Raw genomic sequence first — 26,256 nt, 5'->3', positions numbered from 1 at the left:
AGAGCTAATATTAAAATTAGTTGTGTGGTTATTGCTTTTCAGCATGCTAGTCACAACAAATCCCACTATTTTCCAGCTGACATTTTAATGATTTCAATTGCTCTTCATATTTCTTCCAACGCCCAACCGAAGAACGATATATTGGCTGACGAACCTGGATAGCACTTGCTGTAGCTACTGGTGATTTCTTGTTATAAAATGAAAGTACCGAGTCTTCCCAGGATAACTGACAATACTCCAGTAGCGCTTCAATTTCTGCAGCAGGATTTTCTACCAGCCTTTCATACTGAATATGAAATATTTGTTTTCCAAAGAGATCATCCCAATGCTTCATTAATTCCGAATAGGCAATATAGTAGTGTCCAAGATCCGATAATTCATAACTGAATGGATATCCCATTCTAAAAAGCGTTTTATACATGGCATAGCAGCTATCCATAGGGTCTCTGGAGATATGGATGACTTTAGCTTTAGGAAAAGCAAGTTTAATAATCCCAAGATAAAGGAAGTTAAGAGGGGTCTTATCGATAAGATATCTGGCGTTGAAACCGTATCCAGCTGTAGCAGACTTGTAACGGCTTGCAAGCCAGTCGAAATTAATATTGATTGATTTTCTGACTAAATCTATTTTTCCCAGATTAGGGCCAACACTATGCATTATAGAAAAAGCCAGACTATTTATCTCGCCCAAACTTTCAACAGATGAGTGGCTAGATAAAATTCTTTCCACTAATGTTGTTCCGCTTCTTGGTAGCCCAAATATAAAAATCGGAGAATCGTTTGAGTTTGAAACTGAAACACGACTCAGCTTTTCTTTAGAATAGGTCTTCCTTATCTGGTTCATTACTTCAACATCAGTATCAACTTGATACTGCATTCTTCGACGACGAGATTTTGCTGCTATATCTAGATAGTAAAATGCTTTTTCAAACTCACCTATATCCTCGTACTCTTTACCTAATGCATAGGCGATTGGGCAAGTTGCTAACGGATTGTTACGATTCCATTTAAGTTGACTGAGCAACTGCTCAATATTATTATTTTCTTTGTCTGCTTTTAAAATAGCGCTTCTATTATAGAATGGGTCGAAGTCGCTTTTATTTTTCTCTATCACTTTGTCAAGCAACTTGCGGGCAGAGTCAAATTGTCCCAGATTGATTTGGGCAGCCGCTAGATTATAGATATTAGTGCAATCATCAGGATTAATTTTATAAGCCTTCTGATGACATTCAAATACTTTTTGATGCTGGCAACAGTGTAGGTATAACTCTCCCAACTTAGATAAGAAAGAAGAGTTGGAACCTGCTCTCTGGAAAAGTCGATCAATATTTTTGATAGCTTCAGCAATTTCTCCGGAGTATATCAAACACTCGACAAGCCGAATTTGAATCACCGGGTTATCAGAATAGCTTTCAGCTAGTTCTTTCGCATGTGACAGCATTAGGTCAAACTGAGAGTTTAACTGATATGCCTGATTGAGCAACAAAGACATTGGCAAAAACTCAGACTTCAACGCAAGGCAATTGCGACAAAATTCGATTGCATCGATGATTTTGCCACGCTGCAATAGTAGTTTTGCCTGCTCTAGTTGAGTCGATAAATCTATCTGGGACAATAAAAACCTTTTACTTCTGCTAATTTCTGAACTTCTACTGAAAATGCTTTCTTGTGACAACATGGCAACATCTCTACCTTACCACAAAATATTTTCGATCCTATCTCGCGGCATCTGTAAACTTAAAAAAACTACTCTCCATCAGTGTTCTTTAGTCACTTAAGTCGTTAAAAAACATCCCTGTTATCAACATTAGAAGGACTAAAACTCGTAAGACAGACTGAAGCCGATGGTTCTCGGCAATGCTAAAAACTCCTTAGAACCATTGCCATAATAGTTTTGTGCAGGAGAAGTTCCCATATATTCCTCTTTAAAAACGCCAGTGGAACCCTCTTCGTTGGTCAGATTCTTTATCCACAGAGTCGCCACCCAGTTATCCGAGGCTACACTTGATGAAAAATCAACGATCGAAAAGCTATCCATGGTCTGATTAAATCTTTCTGAGTCACTTAAAGCGTTCTCTGTTTCAGATTGATAGTAGAGCCCCATACGATTGGTCCAATACCATCCGTTAGATAACGTGTTTGTGTGGCTCAGGGAAACATTCAGGGTATTTTCTGGAGTCCCCGGAAGTTTCGCTCCATCCAGACTGATTGGCGAAGATTGAGTCGTATCGGTAGGCGCGTAAAAGTTTTCAGTTAGCTCTGCGCTAACATTAGCGTAGCCAACACCATAATGCCAGGCGTTGTTTTCGCCAAAATAGCCATCAATTTCCACTTCAATTCCACTCGTCTGCGCCGAGCCGCCATTTTGTGCAGCAAAGAATCCCCAGTTACTGGTTGCAGTATTCAATTGAATATCTTCCCAATCAACCAGAAAGAGTGAAACATTATAGCGAGTTGAATTAAGACTGCCTTTGAGCCCTAACTCATAGTTGATATTGCTATCTGAGTCATATAGTTGCCACGCAGCATCTTCTGCGAAAGTTCCCGATAAAGGAACTGCATTGGCTCCACCTCTTCTGTATCCTTCAGAAATGGTTCCGTAGAGCATTTTGTTTTCATCTAAATCGAGAGAGAAATTTGCTTTGAATAGAGAGCCACTTTCCTCATCTTCAAAATATGCCGAATCCTGAATTGAGAAAGAAGTATATAAACCCACCGACATATCTGTTTCATTGATGAACTCGTTATGAAAGTTACGGCCACCGAATGTAAAACGAAGCTCATCGGAAAAGTGATAGGTCAGTTCACCAAAAAACGATAACTCGGTGAAGTTCTGATTTCTGACATATGCAAAGTCGTTGTCGCTGACGACATAGCCTGCACCCCAGGCAGTATCTGTCCAGTTTTGAAATCCTCTCAAGTAGCTATACTGAGTAGCTCCCAGATCTTGATCCTGATAGTAAACCCCAACCACATAATCTAGTTTGTTGTCACCATTTGAAACAAGCCTGAGTTCCTGAACCAAAGCTTCATCGGAGTATGTTCTAGTAGCTTCAGCCATTGGTCTGGGATAATTATAGTAAAAGGCAGCCAGCCAGTTATTCTGCGCATAAAATCCTGTATTTTCGCTAATGCTGTCGCCTTTGTGATCGTATTGGGAAGTGCTGCTGGTCAAAGTGGCAAACCCAAGATCTACTTCCATTTCAAGGCTGGTTAAATCGACTTCTCGATTTGACGGTTCCAGCATGATAGAACCATTTTCATATTCACCATAAACTTCTCCGTAACCATTACTTCCTTTAGTTTGTTGACGCCTTCCGCCTATACTATCAGTCTGAGTTTGATAGGTTAAAAGGGCTGAAAAACTATCCGTTGGCTCAAAAAATACTGACACACGAGCATGCTCGATCTCAACAAAGTCTGCATCTTCTACTGATTCAAAAACGAGTGAATCTGACAGTATACCGTCGGGTGCAACCGGGATTCTGTTTTCATCCAACTGGTAAACATTTACGTAATCGGTAATTCCGGAATAATCAACTTTACCTCCGACAAAACGCATCGCAATATTTTCCGACACCGGTAAGTTCAGAATAAAGTCTGTATCCCAGCTTAAGTCGCCAGCCCCTTCCGTTGAGCTCAAAGCAGTTGTTACTTTTGCTGAGAAGTCACCGACTTCTGGACGGTTGAGTATGTAGCGTACGGTCCCTCCCAGCGAGCCTGAACCGTAAAGAGTCCCTTGTGGCCCTCGCAATACCTCCACACGTTCAATATCTTTAAGGATAAAATTGGCGTAGATTGGCGTTTCATTAACATAGGTTGATACCGTCGGTACAGCTGAAAGAGCGTAGTCTCCAAGAGCCGCACCATCAACATTCATACCTCGAATCATAATTCCATTAATGACTCCCGAATTTCGATGCCCGCGGTCAACCACTGCAATTCCAGGAATATTTCGCATTAACTCGGCTGCATCGGTAATCTGTGCTTCACTTAGGGATTCACCTGATACGGCAGAGATATTGTAAGGCACCGACTGAATTGACTGGGCTCGACGATTTGCGGTTACCGTTATTACCTTGCTATCTGACTGTTCTTCGCTTTCGCTTTGCTCTGCCGCCCACAGATGCGTATTCAACAACAAGGCAGTTGAAATCGCACTGGCTACTGCCGATTTTTTAAATGCCTGGGAGCGTTGGTTTGTACACTGCTTCATTTTAAACTCCTACCCGAAAGGTTGTCCTATGTTGACTATAAATTCCAGTTATTTTTATCTCATACTTGAGATTTTAAGTTACCCCAGGCTGAAAACTATCAGTAGAACCAATTTTGATACCACCATGAGTCCAGATAATAAAATGTTAATATCCAAGTACTTCAGCCTCGATAGTGTCTGTTTGCCGGCGTAAAGTTTTATGACCAATATCCCATTCCATGTTGACTGTTAAGATCCCCACAAGCACTACGGCTCTACAAGCGACCAGATTTATCCGTTATTTTCTGCAAGATGCTTAATTGGAGTCAGGCAGCTTCAATTCGCCTAGCTTCCCAAGCTCTCCAAGGTCTTTAGAGTCAAGATAAACGGGAAACTTAAGCCGATTATCGCGAAAACTCTTAAGGGTCTGGCAAAGCCCGTGTAGTCCTCTTTCCCTTACCGATCTAACCTGCTCAAAATCAACTTCAATAGGAATGATTTCTCGTCCAACACTGGCCTGGTAAATGGTTTCGCCTTGTGGACCAACGACAATTGACTGACCAAAGCCGAGCTGATCACACGCGTTGACGTTGAAGAAATAACACTGATTAACGGTAGCGTTTGCTCGAGCTAAAACCAGCTCATTTTCTCTATCGATTGTATTGGTCAGTGTTGGACATACAATAACTTCGGCACCAAGCCAGGCCAAGGTTCGACTTACTTCAGGAAACCACTGATCGTAGCAAATCAACAAACCAATCTTGCCCTTACCCGGAGCCTCGAAAACGACAAAGGATTCGCCGCTGTCAACACCTTGCTCATAGGGAAGAAATGGAAAGATCTTACGATGTCTTGCAATAATTTCTCCTTGTGGATTAATCACTGGAGAAGTGTTAAATACTTGACTATCACTCTTTTCAAAATATGAACCAGGAATAATCCAGCAATTTAGCTTGCGGGCCAGATTAGAAAAGGTCCGCTCAAATTCACCACCACTTCCTTGCGCCTGGGTAACATCAGTACCGTAGGCGTTTAATTCACCCAGGACGAACATATCTATCCATGGAAAACGCTTTTTCGCACTCTCTATCTCCGTCTGTAACAGGAGCAAGTTGTTTTGGTTGGGAAGCGCTAGTTGAAGAGCCGCTATACAAAACTTCGACATTGAAACCTCATTGGTTTGGCTTAATTAATTGTTAAGTCAACTTTAGAGATCTTGGAAAAGAACTTATAGAACCAGAATCGATGGTTGGACTAGGCCAGTTTCGAGTATTCAACTAACGATAGATAGGATGTCTGATAATCAAGCACAAAATAAAGAAGATAAAGAATGGAGTGCCTTGCTAAAACCAAGCTTTCTGTATACCTGAGTTTTATACTCTGACTTGCTTGAGATGTCGACAGCAGAACCTACCGGTAAGCTCTTCTGAATACCGGTAATCTACACCAGCTTGGAATTATGATTTGGTGCCAGCTTAATAATGGCTGTATCGACTAAACGACCATTTTGATTAAACCAGCTGATTTGCTCGTTTTCAATGGTAATGTAATATCCTGCTTGCTCGCCATATGCCCAACTCTCCCATTGCCGATACCAGATATCATTTTCGATCCACCACCTTCCCTGATCATACTCTTCATCAGCATGACCGGCTCGACCAAGCATCTTACCATCAGCTCTAAGTTCTATCGTGCAAGGCGCTCCATAAACTGTTTTACAAATTAAAGTTGCACCTGCTAGTTGATTAAAAATCTGCTCTCCACTCAGTGGAGTTTGAGAGATTTGCTCTAGAGTCTTCTGCTGATTACCTGAAAGCTCACGAATAAGTTGAGCAAGCTTTTCTACTCCGTCTCTGATGGCAGTCTGATCAATACTGGTCACCCCCATTCGAAAGCATGCTTGTTCATCACAGTGATCTTGCTCTTCAGGTCTGCTGTAGTAATCACCAACAGGCTCAATTAAAATTCCATGCTTTCCGGCATTCTGAACAAGTTTTTCTACTGAAACTCCAGATGGACATTTAACCCAAAACGCAGTCCCTCCCTGATTTGGAAGCGTCAATATAGACTGCGGTAAATAGTGATTAAGAGCGTCTCTTAGAGCGTTCCAACGTTGACTGAAAACTTTGTGGATTCGAACCATAAAGGCATCATAGTGACCTAGCGAAATAAAAAAGGCTGCTGTTCTTTGATTACTTCTTGGCGGGTTTCCTACCATCAGCCGCCTTAACCTTCTTGCTTCAGCAATCAAAGTCGGTGATGCGACTATGAATCCTAATCCTAAACCTGGTGCAATTGCTTTAGGAAGAGCAGAAATGTAAATCACTCTATCATCCTGATCCAGACTCTGAATCGCCGGTTTGGGGTTTCCAAAATAGTTGCGCTCGCTTTCCGAGTCATCTTCAATCAAAATTTGATCACGATGACTAACTTTTTCCAGTAGTAGTTTTCGCCTTTCAAGAGGCATAGTAACCCCGGTAGGCTTTTGATGACTGGGAGTGACATAGACAATCTGACTTTTATCTAGCCGCTCATCAACTATCATTCCATTCTCATCGATTGGCTGTGGGCGAATTTTGCAGTGAGTTAATGCCAGACAGCTTCTTAACGCTGGATCGCCAGGATCTTCCATTGAAACCACTGTTGTAGAATCAGTCAGCAAATTGGCCAACAGGTAGAGAGCATGATGGCTTCCGGATGTGATTAATATTTCCTGATGACCGGCATTGATTCCTCGACGTGGCAAAATTTTTGTCCGAATTTCTTCGACCAGCATTGCATCATCAGCATCACTTTCTGCATGGAGCTGTCTTGCTTGCAACCCACCGAATGCTAATCGACTCGCTTCTTGCCATTGAGCCACCGGATAGAGTGAGGCGTCAAAATATCCATCAATAAAAGGATAAGGATGATTTTGCCAGTCGCCCGGCCATATATGTCTTTGATGACCAACGCCAATTATTTTTATTTTACTTGACCAGCGCTCCTGGATATTACCAGCCTTAGATTTCTCTGCGGCATAACTTACTCTACCGTTAAGAATCTGTTGGTTTACATAGAGACCACTACGCTCTCGACTTTCCAGATATCCTTCATCAACGAGCTGGTTATAGGCAAGTACTACCGTATTGCGCGCTACGTTCAACTGCTTTGCCAGTTTTCGTGAAGACATAATTCTCTGTCCAGCAGGAATAATTCCGGAAAGAATTGCTTCTACAATCTTTTGCCGAATCTGGTGCTGAAGACCCAGTTCGCTATCAGGATCAAGGTTTATTAGTAAGTCCATATCAAGAAACTATAGCACGAAAACATTCGGTTAAAATATCCAGCCCTTCATCTATGATTTCATCTGAAATAGTAAGTGGTGGTAAGAAACGAATCACATTACTATAAAATCCACAACTCAAAAGAATCAAACCTTTGTGACAGGCCTTCTCGACCAGGGCTCTGGTCAACTCCACATTAGGCTTGTCGGCGGTAGCATCACATACTAATTCAATCGCTATCATTGCACCGGTGACTCTTATATCGCCGATTTCGTTAGAGAAGTCACTTTTCAAATCGACTAGTCTCTGCTGGAACCTGTCGCCAATTTCGTTTGCTCTTTCAATCAGGTTTTCATCCTTGATAATATCTAACACAGCAAGCGCTGCAGAGCACGCTATCGGAGAGCCGGCATAGGTTCCTCCCAATCCCCCTGGCAATGGCGCATCCATAATTTCACTTTTGCCAACCACCGCAGCGAGAGGGTATCCACCAGCAATACCTTTGGCCATAGTTATCAAGTCAGGTTCGACATTGTGATGCTGCATGCAGAACATTTGACCAGTTCGGGCAAATCCTGTTTGAATTTCATCTGCGATCAGGAGGATTCCATATTGGTCACACAACTGTCGCAATCGTTTTAGGAATGCTGTAGACGCTGGGTAAAATCCTCCCTCTCCTTGCACTGGTTCAATAATTATTGCGGCGACATCCTGTGGAGAAATATCTACTTTAAATAAGTTTTCCAGTGCTTTAAGACTAGCTTCTTCGCTGACGCCATGATAGTTAACAGGAAAAGGAACATGATAGATCTCGCCCGGAAAAGGTCCAAACAAATTCTTATAAGGAGTGATTTTACCAGTTAGTCCCATTGTTAAATTGGTACGTCCATGGAAACCTCCATTGAAGGCGATTACTCCTCTTCGACCAGTGTGAGCTCGAGCAATTTTGATGCAATTCTCTACAGCTTCCGCACCTGTCGTAACAAAGATACATTTTTTTTCACTATCGCCTGGAGCTACCGCGTTGAGTTTTTCGGCTAATTCAACCGCGCATTCGTAAGGAGTTACCATGACACAAGTATGGCTAAATTTATCCAGCTGTTTTGCAACCGCGGCTACTATTTTAGGATGACTATGACCGGTGTTTGATACGGCAATTCCGCTGCCAAAATCAATATACCGTTTTCCCTCGACATCCCACACTTCTGCATTGCACGCCTTCTCTACATAGACAGCTGCGAGGTTTCCCTGTCCTCTGGCAATAGACTTATCTTTTCTGTTCTGAATTTGACTATTTGATCGCATTTTTATTCTCCGCTTAATCGTCTATTCCACCCATACACATGTATTTGATTTCAAGATAGTCATCGAGACCATATTTTGATCCCTCTCTTCCATGCCCCGACTCTTTTATTCCTCCAAAGGGTGCCATTTCATTCGAAATTATCCCTTCATTAATGCCGACAATTCCGTACTCCAAAGCTTCTCCCATTCTCCATACTCGACCAATATCTCGTGTATAAAAATAAGCAGCCAATCCGACATCTGTGTCATTGGCTATTGCAATTGCCTGCTCTTCACTAGTAAATCGAATTAAAGAAACAAGAGGTCCAAATACTTCCTCTCTCGCTGCGGGCATATCATTGGTCACGTCACTCAATACCGTTGGCGGATAAAAACACACTCCCAGACGGCTTGGTTTACCCCCTAACTCAAGCTTCGCTCCTTTTGCCAATGAAACTTGAACAATTCGGTCGACAGTTTCGCAAGCAGTCTGGCTAATTAACGGACCATTAGTTACTCCTTCTCTATCGCCATGCCCTAAGACCAAATTTTCCTTAATAGTTGAAGTTAGTTTTTGTTTAAATTCTTCATAAATTTTTTCATGCACCAGAACTCGATTAGTACAGACACAAGTTTGTCCGCTGTTTCGAAATTTTGAAGCCATTAATCCACTAATCGCGGCTTTCAGATCTGCGTCGGGAAAAACAATAAAAGGTGCATTTCCTCCCAATTCCATACTGGTCTTCTTCAAAGTTGTGCTGCAATCAGCAACCAGAGACTTGCCGACTTCTGTCGATCCAGTAAAGGTTAACTTTCGAACAAGAGGACTTTTAGTTAACACCCTGCCAATTTCATGAGCGTTGCCAACTACAATATTTATGACTCCTTTCGGGATCCCTGCGCGATGTGCCAGCTCAGCAATTGCCAAAGCTGAAAGCGGAGTTTCAGACGCAGGCTTGCATACAACGGTACACCCTGCTGCCAGCGCCGGTGCAATTTTTCTCGTTAACATCGCATTAGGAAAATTCCATGGGGTTATACAAGCGACGACACCAACCGGTTGTTTTATACAAACAACTCTTTTATCAGATGAGGGGGCTGGGATAGTATCTCCATAGATCCTTTTAGCTTCTTCAGCAAACCACTCTACATAGCTTGCTCCATAAGCAATTTCTGCTCGAGCTTCAGCAAGCACTTTTCCCTGTTCCGCAGTAAGAATTTTCGCCAGGTCTTCCTGACTTTCCATTATCAGGTTAAACCACTTTCGCAAAATAGAAGCTCTTTCTTTAGCTGCTTTCGCTTGCCATGGTTGCAAAGCCTGATATGCAGAATCTATTGCATGCTGAGCCTCAAAGCAGCCAGCTTTAGCAACTCTGGCAATTAAAGAGCTATCACATGGATTGCGAACACTAATTGAGTTTCTACTCGAAATCCACTCGCCATTAATATAGGCGCGGGTTTTAATAAGTCCAGAATCGTTGAGATGTAGTGCCATTTTTAGTACCAAAATAAACCTTGTTAGTACCAGTTATGATAGGCCGAAATTGAAAAATAAGTGTTTGAAGTTAATAGGTTTGACGCAATAATCTGCTTTAACTCAACAGAGGCTCAGCACAAAATGCTGGAAGGAATAATATGTGCTGCGCTTCGATTAGGCCAACAAATACGATGGTGTTTATTCAGGCATAATAATTAAAAAGTCGCTTTGACCATTCACTTTTTAGTCAGTTCTTCAATTGGATATTCTCTTTTGGATACAACTTCCTTCATGACTACATAACTATGATATTTACAAATACCCAAATCAGAATCTAGTAGTTTCTGAATGGTCTCCTGATAGTGAATGATGCTACGACAAACAAACTTAACAAGATAATCAAACCCGCCACTAGCCAGATAGCATTCTATTACTTCCGGAGTCTTAACTATCTCACGCTCAAAATAACGATGATCTTCCAAACGATGTTCAGCAATTGTAATTTGGGTAAATATTTGTACTGTTTCTACAATTTTATTTATCTCAATTACGGCTTGATAGCGTGATATAAAGCCTAGCTTCTCTAATCGCTTAACACGCTGCAAACAAGGACTTGGAGATAATCCCACTAACTCGGCAAGTTCAATATTCTTAAGCCGGCCGTCCTTTTGCAAACGCATCAAAATAGCGATATCAATTCGATCAAGCTCCTGATTACTATTCATAATAAATATTGCCTCAAGGTCAGTTCGGCTGTTTGGGTTAAGTCAAATCACTCGAATTCAATCGATACTGCCATAACTAATTAATTGCAGTAAAGAAATATTCTATTTTTAGAGTATAACTCAGAAGAAGAAAAGGTGATTAACAGGATAAATATATCTGCTGTATTTTAACGCTTGAAAAGCTCGCTCTTTGGATGAAAGGTTGAAGAAAAAAAGAAAAGGCTAAATTGCTAGCTGATAAAAAATCGTTGTATTAAATCATAGGTACAGACCTGATTAATATCATCAAGTCTGCACCAATATCCAACCGTTTACTAATTTAACTGTTCAAATAGATAGGAATAAACCATGGCATATAGGTGAGCAACCTGATTATTATCGGCCGCACCTCCATGTCCACCTTCGATGTTTTCATAATAGAAAACGTCATGCCCTAATCCTTTCATTTTTGCGACCATTTTTCTGGCATGTGCAGGATGTACCCGATCATCACGAGTCGAAGTTGTAAAGAAGACTTTCGGATAAGATTTATCTTTACTTAAATTGTGATAAGGAGAAAACTCTTTGATGTAATCCCACTCCTCAGCAACATCCGGGTTGCCATACTCTGCCATCCAGCTAGCACCGGCCAAAAGCTTGTTATAACGCTTCATATCCAAAAGAGGAACCTGACAAACAATTGCGTTAAATAACTCAGGGCTTCTGGTAATCATATTCCCCATTAAGAGACCGCCATTACTCCCCCCCATAGCCCCGAGATGAGCTGGTGAAGTAATTTTTCTTTTAATCAGGTCTTTGGCTATGGCTTCAAAATCTTCATAAGCTCTTTGACGATTTTCCTTTAGGGCTGCATGGTGCCAGGCAGGCCCAAACTCTCCGCCACCGCGAATATTTGCTAAAACATAGACACCACCATTCTCCAGCCAGGCCTTCCCTCTTAACGCCGAATAGTAGGGTCTCATTGATACTTCAAAGCCGCCATAACCATAAAGAAGAGTTGGATTCTTACCATCAAGCTTGGCCCCTTTGTTCATTACAAGAAAATAAGGAATCCTGGTGCCGTCTTTTGACGTCGCGAAGTTTTGTTCCACTTTGTATTTATCGGCATCAAACCAGGAAGGAAGTTTCTGCAATTCAGTTAGTTCAAAAGTTTTTCCGTCCATGTAGTAAAGCGTGTCCGATTGCAAAAAGCTGGAGTAGCTAACGAAAAAAGCATCGCTATCTTCCTGCATACCGAATAGCGAAATGTCGCCTTTCGAATCCATTGGTAACCTGGCGGATTGCCATTGTCCTTTCGAGTCCAGAGACATACGCTCAACAACTGACTTCACGTTGTCTAACCATGAAACCCAAATGTAATTTTCGGAAAAGCGAATACCATCAATAATTTTTTCCTTCGTTGGTTCGATAAATACTCGATAGTCAGGTTTACCTTTTTTTACAGAATCCATGGAAGCATATATAACAGCCCCCTGTTTGAATTTGTTTCCTTCATAAGTCCAGTCAGATTTAAGAGAGACAAAAAGATTATTGTTGTACAAACCTGCTAGCTCTGCACTGTCAGGTTTAACCAGTTTAATTTTTTTGTCTCCTTCAAGCAAAAAGCTCTCACCGGTATAAAATGAAGTTGCCTCATACACTATGTCATAATTTCCATGGATGCTAAAAGAGCGGTAAGCCCCTGCAGATACTGATTCCACTTTTCCTTCGTAAACTGTTTTCGCCTCAGACAGCGGAGTTCCTCTTTTCCATAACTTGCTAATACGAGGATACCCAGAGCTAGTCAAGCTACCTTCACCAAAATTAGTTCCCACATAGATAGTATTTTCATCTTTCCAGGACACTTCAGATTTGGCTTCTGGCAGAAAGAAACCATCTTTTACAAACGAGCGTGATTTGATATTAAATTCCCGAGTCACTGTTGCATCAGCCCCACCTCGAGAAAGAGATACCAGGCAACTCTCATATCTTGGAAAGAGGCAATTAATTCCTTTATAGACCCAATTTTCCTTCTCATTTTTTCCCAACAGGTCAATATCAAGTACGGTTTCCCACTTGGGTTTGTTCGCCAGATAATCTTTCAGGTTAGCTTCTCGATATAAACCCCGCACATTCTTCGCATCTCGCCAAAAGTTGTAAACCTTATCGCCACGAATGGATACATATTTGATTTTGTCTTTTGAGTTTAGAATATCCAGCGCATCAGATTTGATTGCTTGATAGTATTTAGATGCGCTTAGATCACGCTCAGACACCGCATTTTGAGACTTCACCCACTCCATAGCTTTTTCGCCATGAACCTCTTCAAGCCAGAGATAAGGATCGTCGAGTTTAGCTGCAGATACAGCCTGTGCTGCAAAGATCACTAATCCTGCAGTCCACTTTTTATCAAACATAGATATTCCCTTTGTTGTATTTATAGTATTTAAAACTTAGTATTTAAAACTGGGAATAACTTAACGGGTGATTCCGCAAATTGAAAGTAAATTTTTTGCTCTGGAGTTAGAATTTAAGATAATTTTGTAACTGGATCTGAATCTTTGTAAAGAATTTCGAACGAGTAAATAGCCACCATCTAGAAATTAGATAGTTTGATGAGTCGCACCGACTCTTCCCGGCCTTCAAATATTAAAACAAATTAAAGCACCACTTTTATTGATCGCGTTATCATATACATATCACTGGAGCTCGTAATATTTTGTTGCACTCCTCAGTCATTTTTGTGAAATATTACCAAAGCTAAAACACCTAAATTCAATCTCATTGAGCTAATATGGCTTCGACTTTCATATCTCACAATGAAACATAAAACGGAACGATTACAACGGAGAAAAAATCGATGAGTCATAGAAAGGCTATCAAACTACTGGGAATTTCTACTTTTGCACTAGGTTCGCTAAGCGCCTCGATTGGTACAGCACTGGCCTCGGATTTTTCCGATCTCGGAGCTTTACCCGTTATTACCGACGATTGCGGAACTTCAAGCTGTGCAGATCGAAGAGCCCTGACACTGGAAGCATTTAAAGCAAAATTAGCGGACGCTTCATCTAAATCAAGCTCATCATCAGTGGCCAAAGCTAACAATTCCTCAGGCGAAAAAAGTAAAAAGGGTCAAGGCCTAGGTCTTGGACAAGGCAACAATGATACTCAGATCGTCTACCTGAATTTTGAACAAAGTGAAGCGACTTTTCCTGCAATAGTATCGGGAAGTACACCCTGGTACTTTAACAGTCATCAATACACACAATCTGAAAAAGACGAAATTCAGGCAAGAATTGCTGCGGACTACGAAGGCTTTAACATTAGTTTCACTCAGGAAAAGCCGGCTTCTGGAGACTTCTCTACACTTAATTTTGAGTGCCAGACAAATAGCAGGGTTTGCGTTAACTTCTCTGGAGGTATTTTATTCGGGCTTGCACAAGGTATTGATATTCAAAATACCAACAGAAACGATTCTGCTTTTGTTGATGCAGGATTATGGGAAGTAATGGCTCAACTGGACCCGTCGGGAAATTTGTTATCTCGCTATTCAGGAATCGCCATAGAAAATGGTGACGTGCAAGCAGCACTTTCAAAGGCCGTTGTCAATCAAGCAGCAAACACGGGAGCCCACGAACTAGGTCATAATCTGGGCTTACGTCATCATGACTCTTTTGGCTCTCCTGGTAGCGGATTGCCATCGACAGGAGTACCAAGTGCAGATCGTTTCTTCCCGGTATTTGACGGCTTGCAGGAAGGCGATGAAGCAATTCTGCACACTATGGCTTCTGGCGCAAGTGTCGGCTCTGGCCTGAGCGATAGTACAGCAAGAGACAGATTCCTATCAGAACGTTCAGTGATCAAGTTAGCAGCAGCAGAACGTGGTCGACTGGTGAATGAAAGTTCAGTTTCCGGTGGTAACAAGAAAGTTCATTTAAGAAAAGTTGTTGCTCCTAACACTTTGCTCGAAGGAGATAATGCTGATGGCAAGCTAGATATTCGTGAAGCACTTATTCGCGGTCAAATTAGCGTTGCTAATGAAGTTGACACTTATCGTTTTACTGCAAAATCAGGCGAGTTTATCAGTGCTGAATTTAACGGATATGATATAGCGATCGGTGATCCAGTTATTGGTGCTATCCAAATGTTCTATATTGAAGATGACGGTACAATGACATTGGTAGCGCAAAATTTTCAGAATTTTGAGGGACTCGACGCTTTCCTGATTGATGCTCCAGTCGAAAAATCAGGTGACTATGTATTAGCCGTATCAGCACCTAACTTTGTCAGCTTTGGCTATCAACCAGATGGCACTCCAATGCTTTTTCCTCTCGAAGAGAATGGTTACGGAGCGCTCAGGGTTGGAGACTATAATTTGAGTATTTACAAAGTTGCAGGTAAATCCGGCAATGGTGTTGGCTTCGTTCCTGGAGCGGGTCAATAGCAATAAAATATTTATTGACCTTTTTCTAAAGTAATAAGCGGACCTAGGTCCGCTTTTTACTTATTGAGGAAAACATAATTCAAGCAAACGTTTAAAGAGAAGCCACTGAGCGTTTCTTAAACTGCTTATCAATGGCTTCCTGCTTCTTTACAAAAAGATCAATTTGGTAGAGCTCTTCGGCAAACAAGCTATATTCCTTTGCTTCCAGTTGAGAATCGAAAGAAGCCAATATAATGACAAAAACTTCATTGTTGCCGGTAGAATCAATAGCTATTTGAGTAGAAATATCCTTTCCTTCCAATAAGCGCTGATAATTAACTGCATTATGAAGGCTGGAAAATCGGCCTGCCTGCACATAGAAATCATTCACTTTTTTCCAATTAGTAATCAACGAAGCATTCTTTGGAGCTAGCTTTTCTGCGGCTGTTGAATATTTCATAGAAGAGTATTCAGTTTTGTCGGCAGAAACCAGAGAAGAAGCGGCAACTTCGATTTTACTGTCCTCTATATTATTTTCTGCAACCGAAACAATGTCTGATTCTTCTATTTTGTCAGATGTTGTTTCCGCAACGGCTCTGGCCTCGGATTCAGTTAATTCCACGGAGTCTGAGAGGGAATACTCGACTTCATTAGAGGTAACGACTAGCTCAGTTCGAGTCTTGGGTGCTGCAGAAGGCGCTAATTTTTGTTCTTCCTTAACTATCTGACCACTGTTGTTTTTTTCTACAACTGCTGTCGAGAATTTGAACTCGGGCTTGACAGTTTTTTGACTGTTCATCGACGACGTAAGCCCGGTCGATTGAGTTGTACCAAACCAAAATCCACCAGTAAAACAAAAGACCGGTAAAACTGCACTGAAGATCATTAAACGTCTGAGATCATCTTTATAAACTTTTAAATAGCTCACAATAGCCTCCTTTTCCTCAATTAATAACAGATGCTACATGGTTCATCCGGTCTATTTATCTGCCGATACTCCATACCAAGACTGTTATCCTTACCTATATTCTGCATATAGCTTCAAACGCCGAGCAATCTTTTGGGTAAATCAATGGTCAAAAAACTGTCGTCCAGCAACAACATTCAATATACATGCCAAAAGTACAATTATTGAGCACCGATAGGACAATCGGAATCCTTGCGCGCGCAAAATATCATCATGAGAGATATGTAAAACCCTGAAGCTGTTAACGGGAAGGATTTTAGCTTGAAACCACAGTTGCCACGGCATGTCCATCAAAAAACGAGTAACTTATTAGGCAAAGCATACTCGCAGAACAATTCTGGTTAATTTGCCTGCTATTTTTTGGTGACGTAAAGAAAAAGATCATATACAGATTCGGCTTCTTCCGATGGATACAAAAGCTTTTTGTAACTCAACAAATCCAATCCTGCAATCAACAGATTTTTTTTCAACCAGTTAAAAGAGTAATGGTAGGTATACATTTGCTCTCCTGAGGAGGAAGCCTGTACTCTGGGAATCCCCATTTCTTGCTCCGCATTAGCTTCCATGCAACTTAGATACAAAACGCCATCAGCGTTAAGTAGCGACTCGATGTCTCTAAAAAGTTTTAGCGTTTCATTTGGGGAAAGATAAGGGATGCAAAAGCCGCATACGATACAATCAAACTTGCTGCTGATAGAGCTAATGTTTCGACTATCCATAACTTCAAAACTTGCATCGGGATTGTTTGTTTGCGCGAGTTCAACCATCTGCGGAGAAAGGTCAATACCATAAACGGAAAGTTCTGAGTGATGCGCCAACAAATATTGACTCACATTTCCCGGACCACATCCGATATCCAGCAGACTAATACTTCTACCTTGCAACATATCAAGCAAAGGCCGGTAGGTTTGCTGATAGTGGGGAAAGTCCATAAATTTAGCTTCATAATCCTTAGCTCGCTTATCAAAAATAGATACAGACGATTTACAGTGATCCACAGTATTTTATCCACAAAATTCTGATTAATTAACCAATGCCAACGGCATTTTTTTTCATGTACTCAGCCAGCGCCAGCTCTTCCATACTTTCAGTTTTCTCCAAGTGTTTCAAAACGGCTAGCTGCTCCGAAGAAGACCTGTGCTGTCCCAACTTCTCTTTTCCGGACACCGAACTAATGATGATTTTAAACCCAAGAATTCCTTTTAATAACCGCTGAACATAATCATCATTTATGATTTCTTTCTTTTCCAATAACTCCGGCTCATATTGTTCGATCGTCTTCTTTAATATCTTAAGTGTGTCTTCGTCATCGGTAAGAGAAACAGCACCGTGCACATGTACTGAAGCATAATTCCAGGTGGGAACTGCCGGAGCAGAAGGGTACCAACTCGGAGATATATAGCTATGGGGCCCGTCAAAGATGGCTAAAGCTAGCTGATTTTCAATTTCTTTGGAGTGCTCATTGGCTCGCGCCAGATGACCATAAAGTGTGCCAAACTCTCCTTCTTCAGCAACAAGATGAAGCGGAACCTTAGAAGCATCCAGGTTACCGGTAACTACAGTCGCAAATCCGTAACGCCTGATGAACTGATGAATATAGGTTAAGGAAGGCATTGCCCATTTTGAAGGTACATGCATATTAAAATAGAGAATGATTAAGTTTGAATCATACTATGTTTGCAGATATATTCATGTCAATCAACAAGATAAAAATTCAAGGTAGAATCAGGTCTGCTGGCGGATAATTTAGCTAGGAAAAAAAACCAGCAACGGGTAAAATTTATAGCGTTCGATTCCGCGTGTCACATTTACAGAATAAATAGCCGACTCTATACTAATCCAATGATATTACTGACAATCTACATTCTCGTTGCCATTCTCTTTTCTTTCGCTTGCTCAATATTTGAAGCGGTCATTCTATCTACCAACAACGCCTTTATCGCGATGAAAGAAAACGAAGGTCATCCTTCTGGAACAATTTTAAAATCTTTGAAGGAAGATATATCTAAACCGTTAGCAGCTATTTTGACACTCAACACCATTGCCCATACGATTGGCGCCGCCGGTGCCGGAGCGCAAGCAGCTGCCGTTTTTGGAAACGCCTATGTAGGCATTATTTCAGCAGTACTGACCTTGCTGATTCTCATATTTTCAGAAATCATTCCGAAAACACTCGGAGCCACTTTCTGGAGACAGTTGGCCCCGCTAACAGCGTATTCACTCAAGTACTTGATCATAATGCTCTATCCTTTTGTAAAGTTATCCGATTTGATTACCGGTAAATTGAATAACGAGCCAACTCTCAATGGATTTAGCCGTGAAGAATTTGCGGTAATGGCTGAAATCAGCAATCAGGATGGCCAGCTGCTTGAACAAGAGTCAGTATTCCTCAAAAACTTGATGCGTCTTCATCACTCAAAAGTAAAAGATGCCATGACCCCACGAACCGTTGTATTCACTCTCAGCGACACAGTCACAGTGGAAGAATTCTTTCATCGGTATGACCAAATCACCTTCACCAGGATTCCTATTTACCACCAGGACAACGAAAATATCACAGGCTACGTCTTTAGAAGCGATTTATTACTAGCTCAAGCCAGAGGAAACGGCTCACAAACACTGGAGAATTATTGCCACAAACTGCCCGCTCTCTTACCAGAAAGCCCCTTGAGTCTGGCGCTTAATCAAATGCTCGAGCAAAGAGTCCACATGATATTAATTGTCAATGAATATGGTGGCGTTGAAGGTATCATTACTATGGAAGATGTTATGGAAACCATGCTTGGATTCGAAATTGTAGATGAAAAAGACAAAGCAATCGATATGCAAAAAGAAGCGTTAAAACGCTGGCAAAAGAAAGCGAAAGATGGGCAGATTACCAAGTGGTAAGCGGAAATACCCTGTTGCTCTGCAAGCGCACATGAGTTCTGACTAATTCAAGTGAATCGACTAATAAGCATATAAACTGGCAGTAGCTATGCCTCTTTCCAGATATCTCTGAGACCATCTTTACTTACAGCATAACGAGCCATTTAATGACGTCAGAGCTTTTCGCCAAGAAAGGTAAATATTTACCTCGGGTATATTTCTTACGCGTGTCGATATAAAATTCCTTGTAAGTATGCAGTGACGGAGCACAAAACTTTGATTATAGTCCCAACCGAAAAACGATTTGACTGGAAACACACTCCTATCTCCTTGTTTTCTATCGTTTTATTAAATGTTCTCGTATACTTTTTCTATCAATCAGGCGACAACGAACTATTCTTACAGGCTGTAGAAAGCTATAGTGAGGAAAATTACTTCGAGCAGGAATGGCCTGCCTACCTTGATTATTTAAAAAAAGAAGGTAAAGACTCCGAACTACTCGATGCCGAAGAAGCTCATAGTCACGGCTATCAACAGGAATTAATGGTCAACTTATTAATCGATCAGAATTTCTATCAATATTTAAAAGTCAACGCGCGCAAATATATCAATAGTAGAGAATATTTTGACTGGAAGCGGAAAAGAAACGAAATAGACAAAATTATCGGGGAAGTCAGCTTTATCAAGTACGGTATAGTCCCTAGTAATTTCAGATTGATTCAGGTACTAACTCACATGTTTTTACATGGTGATGTCATGCACCTGCTCGGAAATATGTTTTTCCTGGTTCTTTGCGGTTTTGCCGTGGAAGCCAGTATCGGGCATCGCCAATTTCTGGGCTTCTATCTTTTATCGGGTTTTGCCGCTTGCCTTCCAGACTTGCTATTGACACCCAATAGCTCCACACCTTCGATAGGTGCCTCTGGCGCAATTTCGGGCGTCATGGCCATGTACCTGGCAATTTTTAAGCTAAGAAAAATTGAGTTTTTCTACTGGTTCTTCATTTTCATCGGCTATATAAGATTACCTGCACTCGTTATACTACCTTTTTACATTGCCAAGGAAATCGCAGATTCTTTGGCTAACCCTGACAGCAATGTTAACTTTATGGCTCATGCTGGCGGCTTTATTGCCGGAGCAATTATTATTTTCACTTACCAGATAATTAATCCCGACGGCATTAATGAAGACTATCTGGATGCCGAACCTGACGACGATCCACAAAGAGAAAAGCTGGCGAAATACTATGATCTTGTAGAAAAATACCAGTTTGGTTCTGCATTAAAGTTACTGGATGAAGTTATCAAACAGAAAGGACCTGATTTTGATTTACTCATGCTCCGCTACAACCTGCTCAAGCTCGCGCCTGGCAAATCGCTTTATCAAACGATCAGCTCCTTGGTAAGTGTTTCTCAGCTCCCTGCGGGAGGTGTCGAGAAACTCGAAACAATATGGCAGGAAAATGAAAAAGCACATCGATATATTAAACCAGAGCAAAAATTAAAATTAGGATGGCGTCTTAGCGACATTCGCGGGGGAGGAGCTGCGGAGTCAATCTTCGATGACCTTTACCGCCATCATCAAACCTTGCCCTCTCTCGGCGACTTTGCCAAACACTTGGCAGGCAGTTTTAGCAAACAGGGAGACATGCAGAAAGCCAAAAGATATCAACAGCTGTCTAAAACATTGGCCTGACATCTTGTATGCCAGGCATTTTTAAAGAAATAGAAAAAACGGAATAGTTTGATGGAGTATTGTAAATACCACCCGAATTCACCTGCTACCTTTTGGTGTGAAAACTGCCAGGTTTTCAGCTGCGATAATTGTACTGATGAAGGAAGCCTCGCTTCTTCTGAACGTTGTTTTAAATGTGGCGCTCATGTCGAGAGCCTGGGCGCAACTTATACGGCAACACCATTCTGGCGTCGACTGGAAGACAGCTTTCGCTATCCGCTTAATGCGTCGGTTATGGGGCTAATTGTTGCGATTTCGCTGATGCAGGCCATTCTTTCAAGTATACCAATGATTATTACCTTGATCGTGCAACTAGCTCTTTTCGGTAGCATGATCAAATATTGCTTTGACTGCCTGGAAAAAACTTCGGAGGGTTTACTCACTCCTCCAGATGTCACTCATGCATATTCCGGCGGACTGGGGATTGCAGTCAAAGTGATTGCAATGATGGTTTCTCTGGTTGCAATGATTATCGGCGCATATAACTTTCTGGGAGAGGCCGTTGCAGGACTGGTGAGCTTCGTTGTAATGCTGGGACTACCGGCAGTGTTAATTAATTTTGGCTTAACTCGTCAGGTACTGGCCTCGGTAGACCCAATCAAAATGGTTAAGCTCATTTCTGCGATAGGACTTCCCTATGGACTAATCATTGCATTTTTAATGATTATGAGTGGTTCGATAACAGTCCTGAGCGAACTAACTTATGGTTTTTCTTTTGCCTCAGCTTTGATTGAATCAGTGATTACTTACTATTATATGGTTGTCATGTTTCATATGATGGGGTACATGATATTTCAATACCAAGGAAAGCTGGGTTTTGTTGCTCGAGCGGAGGAAGAAGCGCTAACTCAACCTCGTAATGATCTGGAAAAATCTATCGCCCAAATTGGTATTTTAGTAAAAGAAGGAAACTATTCGTCAGCAGATAGGTTATTTATCAAAACGCTCGATAAGTTTGCCAATGATAAAGCGCTTAACAATCAGTATTTTGACTTTCTGATAGCGACTAAAAGTGCAGATTCCCTGAAAAAGTTTGCAACTCAATATATTGAATTTTTGGATCGGACCAACCAGCCGGACAAGATAAGAACGAGATACAAGCAGATTGTAAAACTCATTCCTGACTTCGTACCGCAAACCGCTTTTGGTCGCTTTCTAGCAGGCAAGGCTTGTCACGATATCGGCGAGCATCAACTGGCCGTTAAATTATTTAATGGTATGAAAAAGCTTTACCCTGATTTTGAACTACTTCCCGAAGTGTTTGAAATGATGGCAGAAAGTCTGGGCTTTATTCCCAAGCTGGCAGATCAGGCCGAAAAATATCGCCAAATGGCAAAAAGACTAGCGAAACAGAGACCAACTCAAAAGCCATCTGAAAAAGCTGATTTTGCCGCAAAGAAAAGTAAAATAGACGCTACAGTACAAAGGGTTGCGAGCGACCAGGCAGACTTTTTGTCTGAGAAACCTGCGGCACAGGAAGAAGAAAGCAAGCCCAAAGAATTGCCCCCTCTGGAATTTAAGCTCTAGCGAGCTTCACCACCTCTGGTATCGGCATTGTTTGACCATCAAGCAATGCCTGTATTCACCTCATAGGTTGTCACTAAACCTGCAGATTCCCACGCCATCCCATTATTCCACTTCAAAAAAACATACCGCATTGAGATATATTGAAATAATGTTAAAATTATTCGGTCATCACGAGCACAGAATAATAGATAGATTTAACGAATAAATAAGTGACTGCTTTTCATTTCTAGCAGGCACAAATCGTGAACAGGACCAAAAGTAAGTTTTGATTTTTATGGCTAAAATGATTGTGTTAAGGCTAAAAAGTCCAGCAATACAGCATTTTCAACTCGGCCATATGTACTAGCACCATGCAGGTTTTGGGGTAGGCAGAATATCAAACATTAAATAAGGGCTTATACCTAGCAAAATAGAAGATATCCCTTTAAAGGTAACGAATATGGCACTGAGTCCAAAACTTGCCAAACGGTTGAAGAAGTTCACTCAAGAAATCAGACAAAAGACTGAATCCTATATGGGATACCCGGTTTCCAAAGACTTCGAGTATGAAGCATTGCTTCCGTTATTACAGTACCCGCTCAATAATCTGGGAGATCCCTTTATTGACTCTACCTGGAAAGTTGATAGTCGAGAATTTGAGCGAGAAGTTATTGAGTTTTTTGCTGAATTACTTCGAGCTCCCAAAAACAACTGGTGGGGATATGTAACTAATGGCGGCACCGAAGGCAATCTCTATGGTCTTTATCTGGCACGGGAACTATACCCCAAAGGTATCTGCTACTTTTCACAAGATACCCATTATTCAGTATCTAAAAACCTGCATTTGCTGAATATGCGACATATCATGATCCGTTCGCAAGATAATGGCGAAATCGACTATGAAGATTTACGGGAAACTATTCGCCTGCATAGAGATTTACCAGCCATTATTTTTGCCAACAGCGGAACAACTATGACTGAAGCTAAGGACGATATTAGTAAAATCCGTCTAATTCTTGATGAGTTTTCAATTGCCAACCGATACATTCACTCTGATGCAGCGCTTTGTGGAGCAATCAATCCGTTTCTGGAACCCCGCCCTCACTATGACTTTGCAGATGGCGCGGATAGCATCTCGATTAGCGGCCACAAATTTATTGGCTCCCCTATCCCCTGCGGTATAGTATTAGCAAGGAAGGAAAAGGTTGATCGTATTGCCCGCTCTATTGCTTATATTGGATGCCTTGATACAACCATTACCGGCTCTCGCAATGGATTTACCCCACTCGTCATGTGGTACGCTATCAATAAGTGGGGGAAGGAAGGGTTAGCTCTACGCGCGAAACATAGTGTAGAAACAGCGGAATATACCGAGCAACAGTTAAAGTCTATAGGCATTGAAGCCTGGAGAAACCACAACTCAATCACCGTGGTGTTTCCTGAAATTTCAGATGACCTGAAGGAAAAATATCAACTGGCAACAGCGAATGGCATCACCCACCTGATTTGCATGCCGAACATTCAAAAGCATCACATTGATGCCTTTGTTGCCGATCTAGAAAAAGAACAAAAAGAAAAGGATGTTTAAGAATGAGACGAATCACTATTGTTACGAAAGACTATACCGGCTTAATCGCAGATATTACCGAAGTTCTTGGAAAAGAAAATATTAACATTGAAAGCATCGATGCTGAAAAAATTGACACTACAGCACTCATTAAAATTACTTCTGACGATGCAGACAAAGCCTATCAAATACTGGTTGATGCGGGCTTTCACGTTGTGTCTCAAGCAGGCTTATTAATCAAACTTAAAGATAAAGCCGGTGCACTCGCGCAAGTGTCACGCAAGCTAGCTGAAAATTGCGTAGATATTAGAGGAGTCAATATGGTTGAGCAACATGATGGCTATCGAATCGTAGCTCTCAGTTGCTCTGATTCTGATAAAGCAGGTGAAATCCTGTCAGATGTAATTATCTAATAACCTAATAAATTTCAAGCTAAAGCTACCGGAAGCAATTCATCTCGCTTCCGGCTTTATATGTTTTAGCGGTCGGGAAAAGTCACGAAGCTCTTTTTCAGAATATGGCGTATGAACTCGTTTAGTCGAAGCTTTCTGATACTTCAGACTTACGCCTTCACGATAGTCATTTTCGGGTCTTATTGGCCTTGCAACAAAGCCCCCTCCACAATTGGGGCAGACATTTTCTAGAATGTTATCAACACAGGATTTACAGAAGGTACATTCATAGCTGCATATCATTGCCTCAGTAGAGTGTGCCTGTAGATCTTTATCACAACATTCGCAGTTAGGTCGAATTTCCAGCATAATGATGTCACTTCTATTTGATAATAGTCAGTCATCTTATCCAATTTATATCTGTTAAGCTATAGGTAACCCAATGCGAATATTGACAACCAACCTTTTTATACTAATGCTTTTTTTCGGCGTAGCTTCAAATTTCATTGAAGCGAATGAACCTACAGAAGCTAATGAATCTACAATCATGTCTAGCGTAGAAAAGGAAGTAGCGGCGGTAGAAAAAGCATTCGCAAAAACAATGTCTGATCGAGATTTTGAAGCATTCAAATCCTTTATTCACCCAGATGCTGTATTTATGAGTAGCAAAGGTCCGCTAAGAGGAAAGCCAGCAGTGTCAGAGGCATGGAAAGGCTACTATAAAGAGAGCTCTCCTCCGTTTTCCTGGGAACCGGAATCTGTTTTGGTGATAGCCTCTGGAGAGCTTGCATTGAGTACAGGCCCGGTAAGGAATTCAGATGGAGAAATCTTTGCTTACTATACTTCTACCTGGAAAAAAGACAGAAATGGTAAATGGCTTATTGTACTGGACAAAGGCCAGAAGTACTGTTCTGAGGATAAGAAAAACAATTGATATATTCTTAAATAGCGTCAAACCGAGCGCCTGAAAATAATGGCGCTCTATTACCATTAACTACCTGAAAAAATGCCCGAAATAGACATCTTGTATCCATCATTCAGCGCTCGTAAGTGCCAACACTGTCAGGCCAAAAATAATAAACCAAATATAACATCTATATTTTTGTTCAGCCGCATACGAATTATATTTGTGGATACTCACTGAGCCAGTCTTTTCGACCAAAGCTGCCTTGTTAATTCAAACTGTTTCCAAACTTGTGTACCTTCAATAAAGTCATTTTGAAACCTCATTCCGAGCTTTTTTATTACGGCCAAAGAAGCTTTATTGTTAATCATGGCTCTAGCGACAACCTTATCCACTTTATATCGGTCAAATGCGAGCTCCAAACACGCGTTGGCCGACTCAGTGGCAACCCCCTGATTCCAGTAGTCACGAACTATCCGAAATCCGATATCAACCAAATCCGTATCACTAGAGCGACGAAGTCCGCTGAATCCAATATAACGATTATTCTCCTTCAGATATAATGACCAGCGACCAAAGCCATTTTTCTCATACTCCTGATAAGCATTGATAAATGCTCTGGTCTCCTCTACTGATGAAAATGGTTTGTCTCCAGTGAAACGAAGCACCTCTTTATCCAGGTTCATTAAATAGAACCCTTCGGCATCCTCTTCGCTAAATTGTTTTAATATTAGTCTTTTAGTTTCAGTAACTATCATAGGTTAATAGTTGCATAAATTATTTTCAGACTATTATCACTTCAGCTGGTGTGTCTGACAAGCTCGCAGAGTATTTGGTAAAAACATTTTGGAGGTCATTTAGCAGAAGTCGACTATGGGCTTAAAAATACCAATTTGCCTATCGTTCGAATGCCGACCATAATCAATATGACCTCCAATTGAGGAACACTAACTTGCCTACATTTTGAGG

General features: G+C 41.3%; 20 protein-coding genes. 7 read left to right on the top strand and 13 right to left on the bottom strand.

Annotated features, from left to right (window positions below; genetic code table 11):
* Window positions 1-46 precede the first annotated feature (46 nt).
* The 8 genes from IYN84_RS15740 to IYN84_RS15705 form a co-directional block, all read right to left on the bottom strand.
* Complete coding sequence (locus IYN84_RS15740; protein ID WP_210330587.1) at window positions 47-1,615, bottom strand: sulfotransferase; 1,569 nt, start codon at window positions 1,613-1,615, stop codon at window positions 47-49.
* Between the two features lie 201 nt (window positions 1,616-1,816).
* On the bottom strand, window positions 1,817-4,216 hold the full coding sequence (locus IYN84_RS15735) for a TonB-dependent receptor (protein WP_196140212.1): 2,400 nt from the start codon (window positions 4,214-4,216) through the stop codon (window positions 1,817-1,819).
* A 295-nt stretch (window positions 4,217-4,511) separates the two neighbouring features.
* Entirely contained in the window at window positions 4,512-5,360 is an 849-nt protein-coding gene (locus tag IYN84_RS15730) for a carbon-nitrogen hydrolase family protein (protein ID WP_196140211.1), read from the bottom strand.
* A gap of 276 nt (window positions 5,361-5,636) precedes the next feature.
* Window positions 5,637-7,481, bottom strand: a complete 1,845-nt coding sequence (locus IYN84_RS15725) for a PLP-dependent aminotransferase family protein (protein WP_196140210.1) — start codon at window positions 7,479-7,481, stop codon at window positions 5,637-5,639.
* Between the two features lies 1 nt (window position 7,482).
* Window positions 7,483-8,766, bottom strand: coding sequence for a 4-aminobutyrate--2-oxoglutarate transaminase (gene gabT, locus IYN84_RS15720; protein WP_196140209.1), 1,284 nt, complete (start codon window positions 8,764-8,766; stop codon window positions 7,483-7,485).
* Between the two features lie 13 nt (window positions 8,767-8,779).
* Complete coding sequence (locus tag IYN84_RS15715) at window positions 8,780-10,240, bottom strand: NAD-dependent succinate-semialdehyde dehydrogenase (protein ID WP_196140208.1); 1,461 nt, start codon at window positions 10,238-10,240, stop codon at window positions 8,780-8,782.
* A gap of 218 nt (window positions 10,241-10,458) precedes the next feature.
* Entirely contained in the window at window positions 10,459-10,947 is a 489-nt protein-coding gene (locus IYN84_RS15710; protein ID WP_196140207.1) for an Lrp/AsnC family transcriptional regulator, read from the bottom strand.
* 314 nt (window positions 10,948-11,261) lie between these two features.
* The gene (locus tag IYN84_RS15705; protein ID WP_196140206.1) at window positions 11,262-13,343 is read right to left on the bottom strand and encodes a prolyl oligopeptidase family protein; all 2,082 of its coding nucleotides are present in this window, start codon (window positions 13,341-13,343) and stop codon (window positions 11,262-11,264) included.
* Window positions 13,344-13,786: 443 nt separating this feature from the next.
* Here IYN84_RS15705 and IYN84_RS15700 point away from each other — a divergent pair, with 443 nt between their 5' ends.
* Complete coding sequence (locus IYN84_RS15700; RefSeq protein WP_196140205.1) at window positions 13,787-15,370, top strand: hypothetical protein; 1,584 nt, start codon at window positions 13,787-13,789, stop codon at window positions 15,368-15,370.
* Between the two features lie 91 nt (window positions 15,371-15,461).
* On the opposite strand, the gene IYN84_RS21740 is transcribed toward IYN84_RS15700, so the two are convergent.
* The 3 genes from IYN84_RS21740 to IYN84_RS15685 all read right to left on the bottom strand — a co-directional run bounded on the left by IYN84_RS21740 (window position 15,462) and on the right by IYN84_RS15685 (window position 17,954).
* Window positions 15,462-16,277 (bottom strand): SPOR domain-containing protein, encoded by an 816-nt coding sequence (locus IYN84_RS21740; RefSeq protein WP_196140204.1) that lies wholly within the window; start codon window positions 16,275-16,277, stop codon window positions 15,462-15,464.
* 392 nt (window positions 16,278-16,669) lie between these two features.
* Window positions 16,670-17,314: a class I SAM-dependent methyltransferase gene (locus tag IYN84_RS15690; protein ID WP_196140203.1), complete on the bottom strand. Its 645-nt coding sequence runs from the start codon at window positions 17,312-17,314 to the stop codon at window positions 16,670-16,672.
* A 28-nt stretch (window positions 17,315-17,342) separates the two neighbouring features.
* A complete protein-coding gene (locus tag IYN84_RS15685) occupies window positions 17,343-17,954 on the bottom strand; it encodes an FMN-binding negative transcriptional regulator (protein ID WP_196140202.1) in 612 nt (203 codons plus the stop codon).
* Window positions 17,955-18,158: 204 nt separating this feature from the next.
* Between IYN84_RS15685 and IYN84_RS15680 the strand changes: the two genes are divergently transcribed.
* From IYN84_RS15680 to IYN84_RS15660, 5 genes are all read left to right on the top strand, one after another.
* Complete coding sequence (locus IYN84_RS15680; RefSeq protein WP_196140201.1) at window positions 18,159-19,205, top strand: CNNM domain-containing protein; 1,047 nt, start codon at window positions 18,159-18,161, stop codon at window positions 19,203-19,205.
* 255 nt (window positions 19,206-19,460) lie between these two features.
* Window positions 19,461-20,879, top strand: coding sequence for a rhomboid family intramembrane serine protease (locus IYN84_RS15675; protein WP_196140200.1), 1,419 nt, complete (start codon window positions 19,461-19,463; stop codon window positions 20,877-20,879).
* 51 nt (window positions 20,880-20,930) lie between these two features.
* Window positions 20,931-22,445 (top strand): B-box zinc finger protein, encoded by a 1,515-nt coding sequence (locus IYN84_RS15670; protein WP_196140199.1) that lies wholly within the window; start codon window positions 20,931-20,933, stop codon window positions 22,443-22,445.
* 439 nt (window positions 22,446-22,884) lie between these two features.
* Window positions 22,885-24,012 carry a histidine decarboxylase gene (locus tag IYN84_RS15665; protein WP_196140198.1) on the top strand — a complete coding sequence of 376 codons (1,128 nt, stop codon included), beginning with the start codon at window positions 22,885-22,887 and terminating at the stop codon, window positions 24,010-24,012.
* 2 nt (window positions 24,013-24,014) lie between these two features.
* Entirely contained in the window at window positions 24,015-24,404 is a 390-nt protein-coding gene (locus IYN84_RS15660) for an ACT domain-containing protein (protein ID WP_196140197.1), read from the top strand.
* A 39-nt stretch (window positions 24,405-24,443) separates the two neighbouring features.
* Here IYN84_RS15660 and IYN84_RS15655 read toward each other — a convergent pair whose 3' ends face one another.
* Window positions 24,444-24,752 (bottom strand): DUF1272 domain-containing protein, encoded by a 309-nt coding sequence (locus IYN84_RS15655; RefSeq protein ID WP_196140196.1) that lies wholly within the window; start codon window positions 24,750-24,752, stop codon window positions 24,444-24,446.
* Window positions 24,753-24,825: 73 nt separating this feature from the next.
* On the opposite strand from IYN84_RS15655, the gene IYN84_RS15650 reads away from it, so the two are divergent.
* On the top strand, window positions 24,826-25,317 hold the full coding sequence (locus tag IYN84_RS15650; RefSeq protein WP_196140195.1) for a DUF4440 domain-containing protein: 492 nt from the start codon (window positions 24,826-24,828) through the stop codon (window positions 25,315-25,317).
* Between the two features lie 203 nt (window positions 25,318-25,520).
* Here IYN84_RS15650 and IYN84_RS15645 read toward each other — a convergent pair whose 3' ends face one another.
* Window positions 25,521-26,045, bottom strand: coding sequence for a GNAT family N-acetyltransferase (locus tag IYN84_RS15645; protein ID WP_196140194.1), 525 nt, complete (start codon window positions 26,043-26,045; stop codon window positions 25,521-25,523).
* Window positions 26,046-26,256: the final 211 nt, after the last annotated feature.

The organism is Aliikangiella sp. G2MR2-5 (genome assembly GCF_015687155.1).
Taxonomy (GTDB): domain Bacteria; phylum Pseudomonadota; class Gammaproteobacteria; order Enterobacterales; family Kangiellaceae; genus Aliikangiella.
This window is presented reverse-complemented; position numbering and strand designations above follow the sequence as displayed.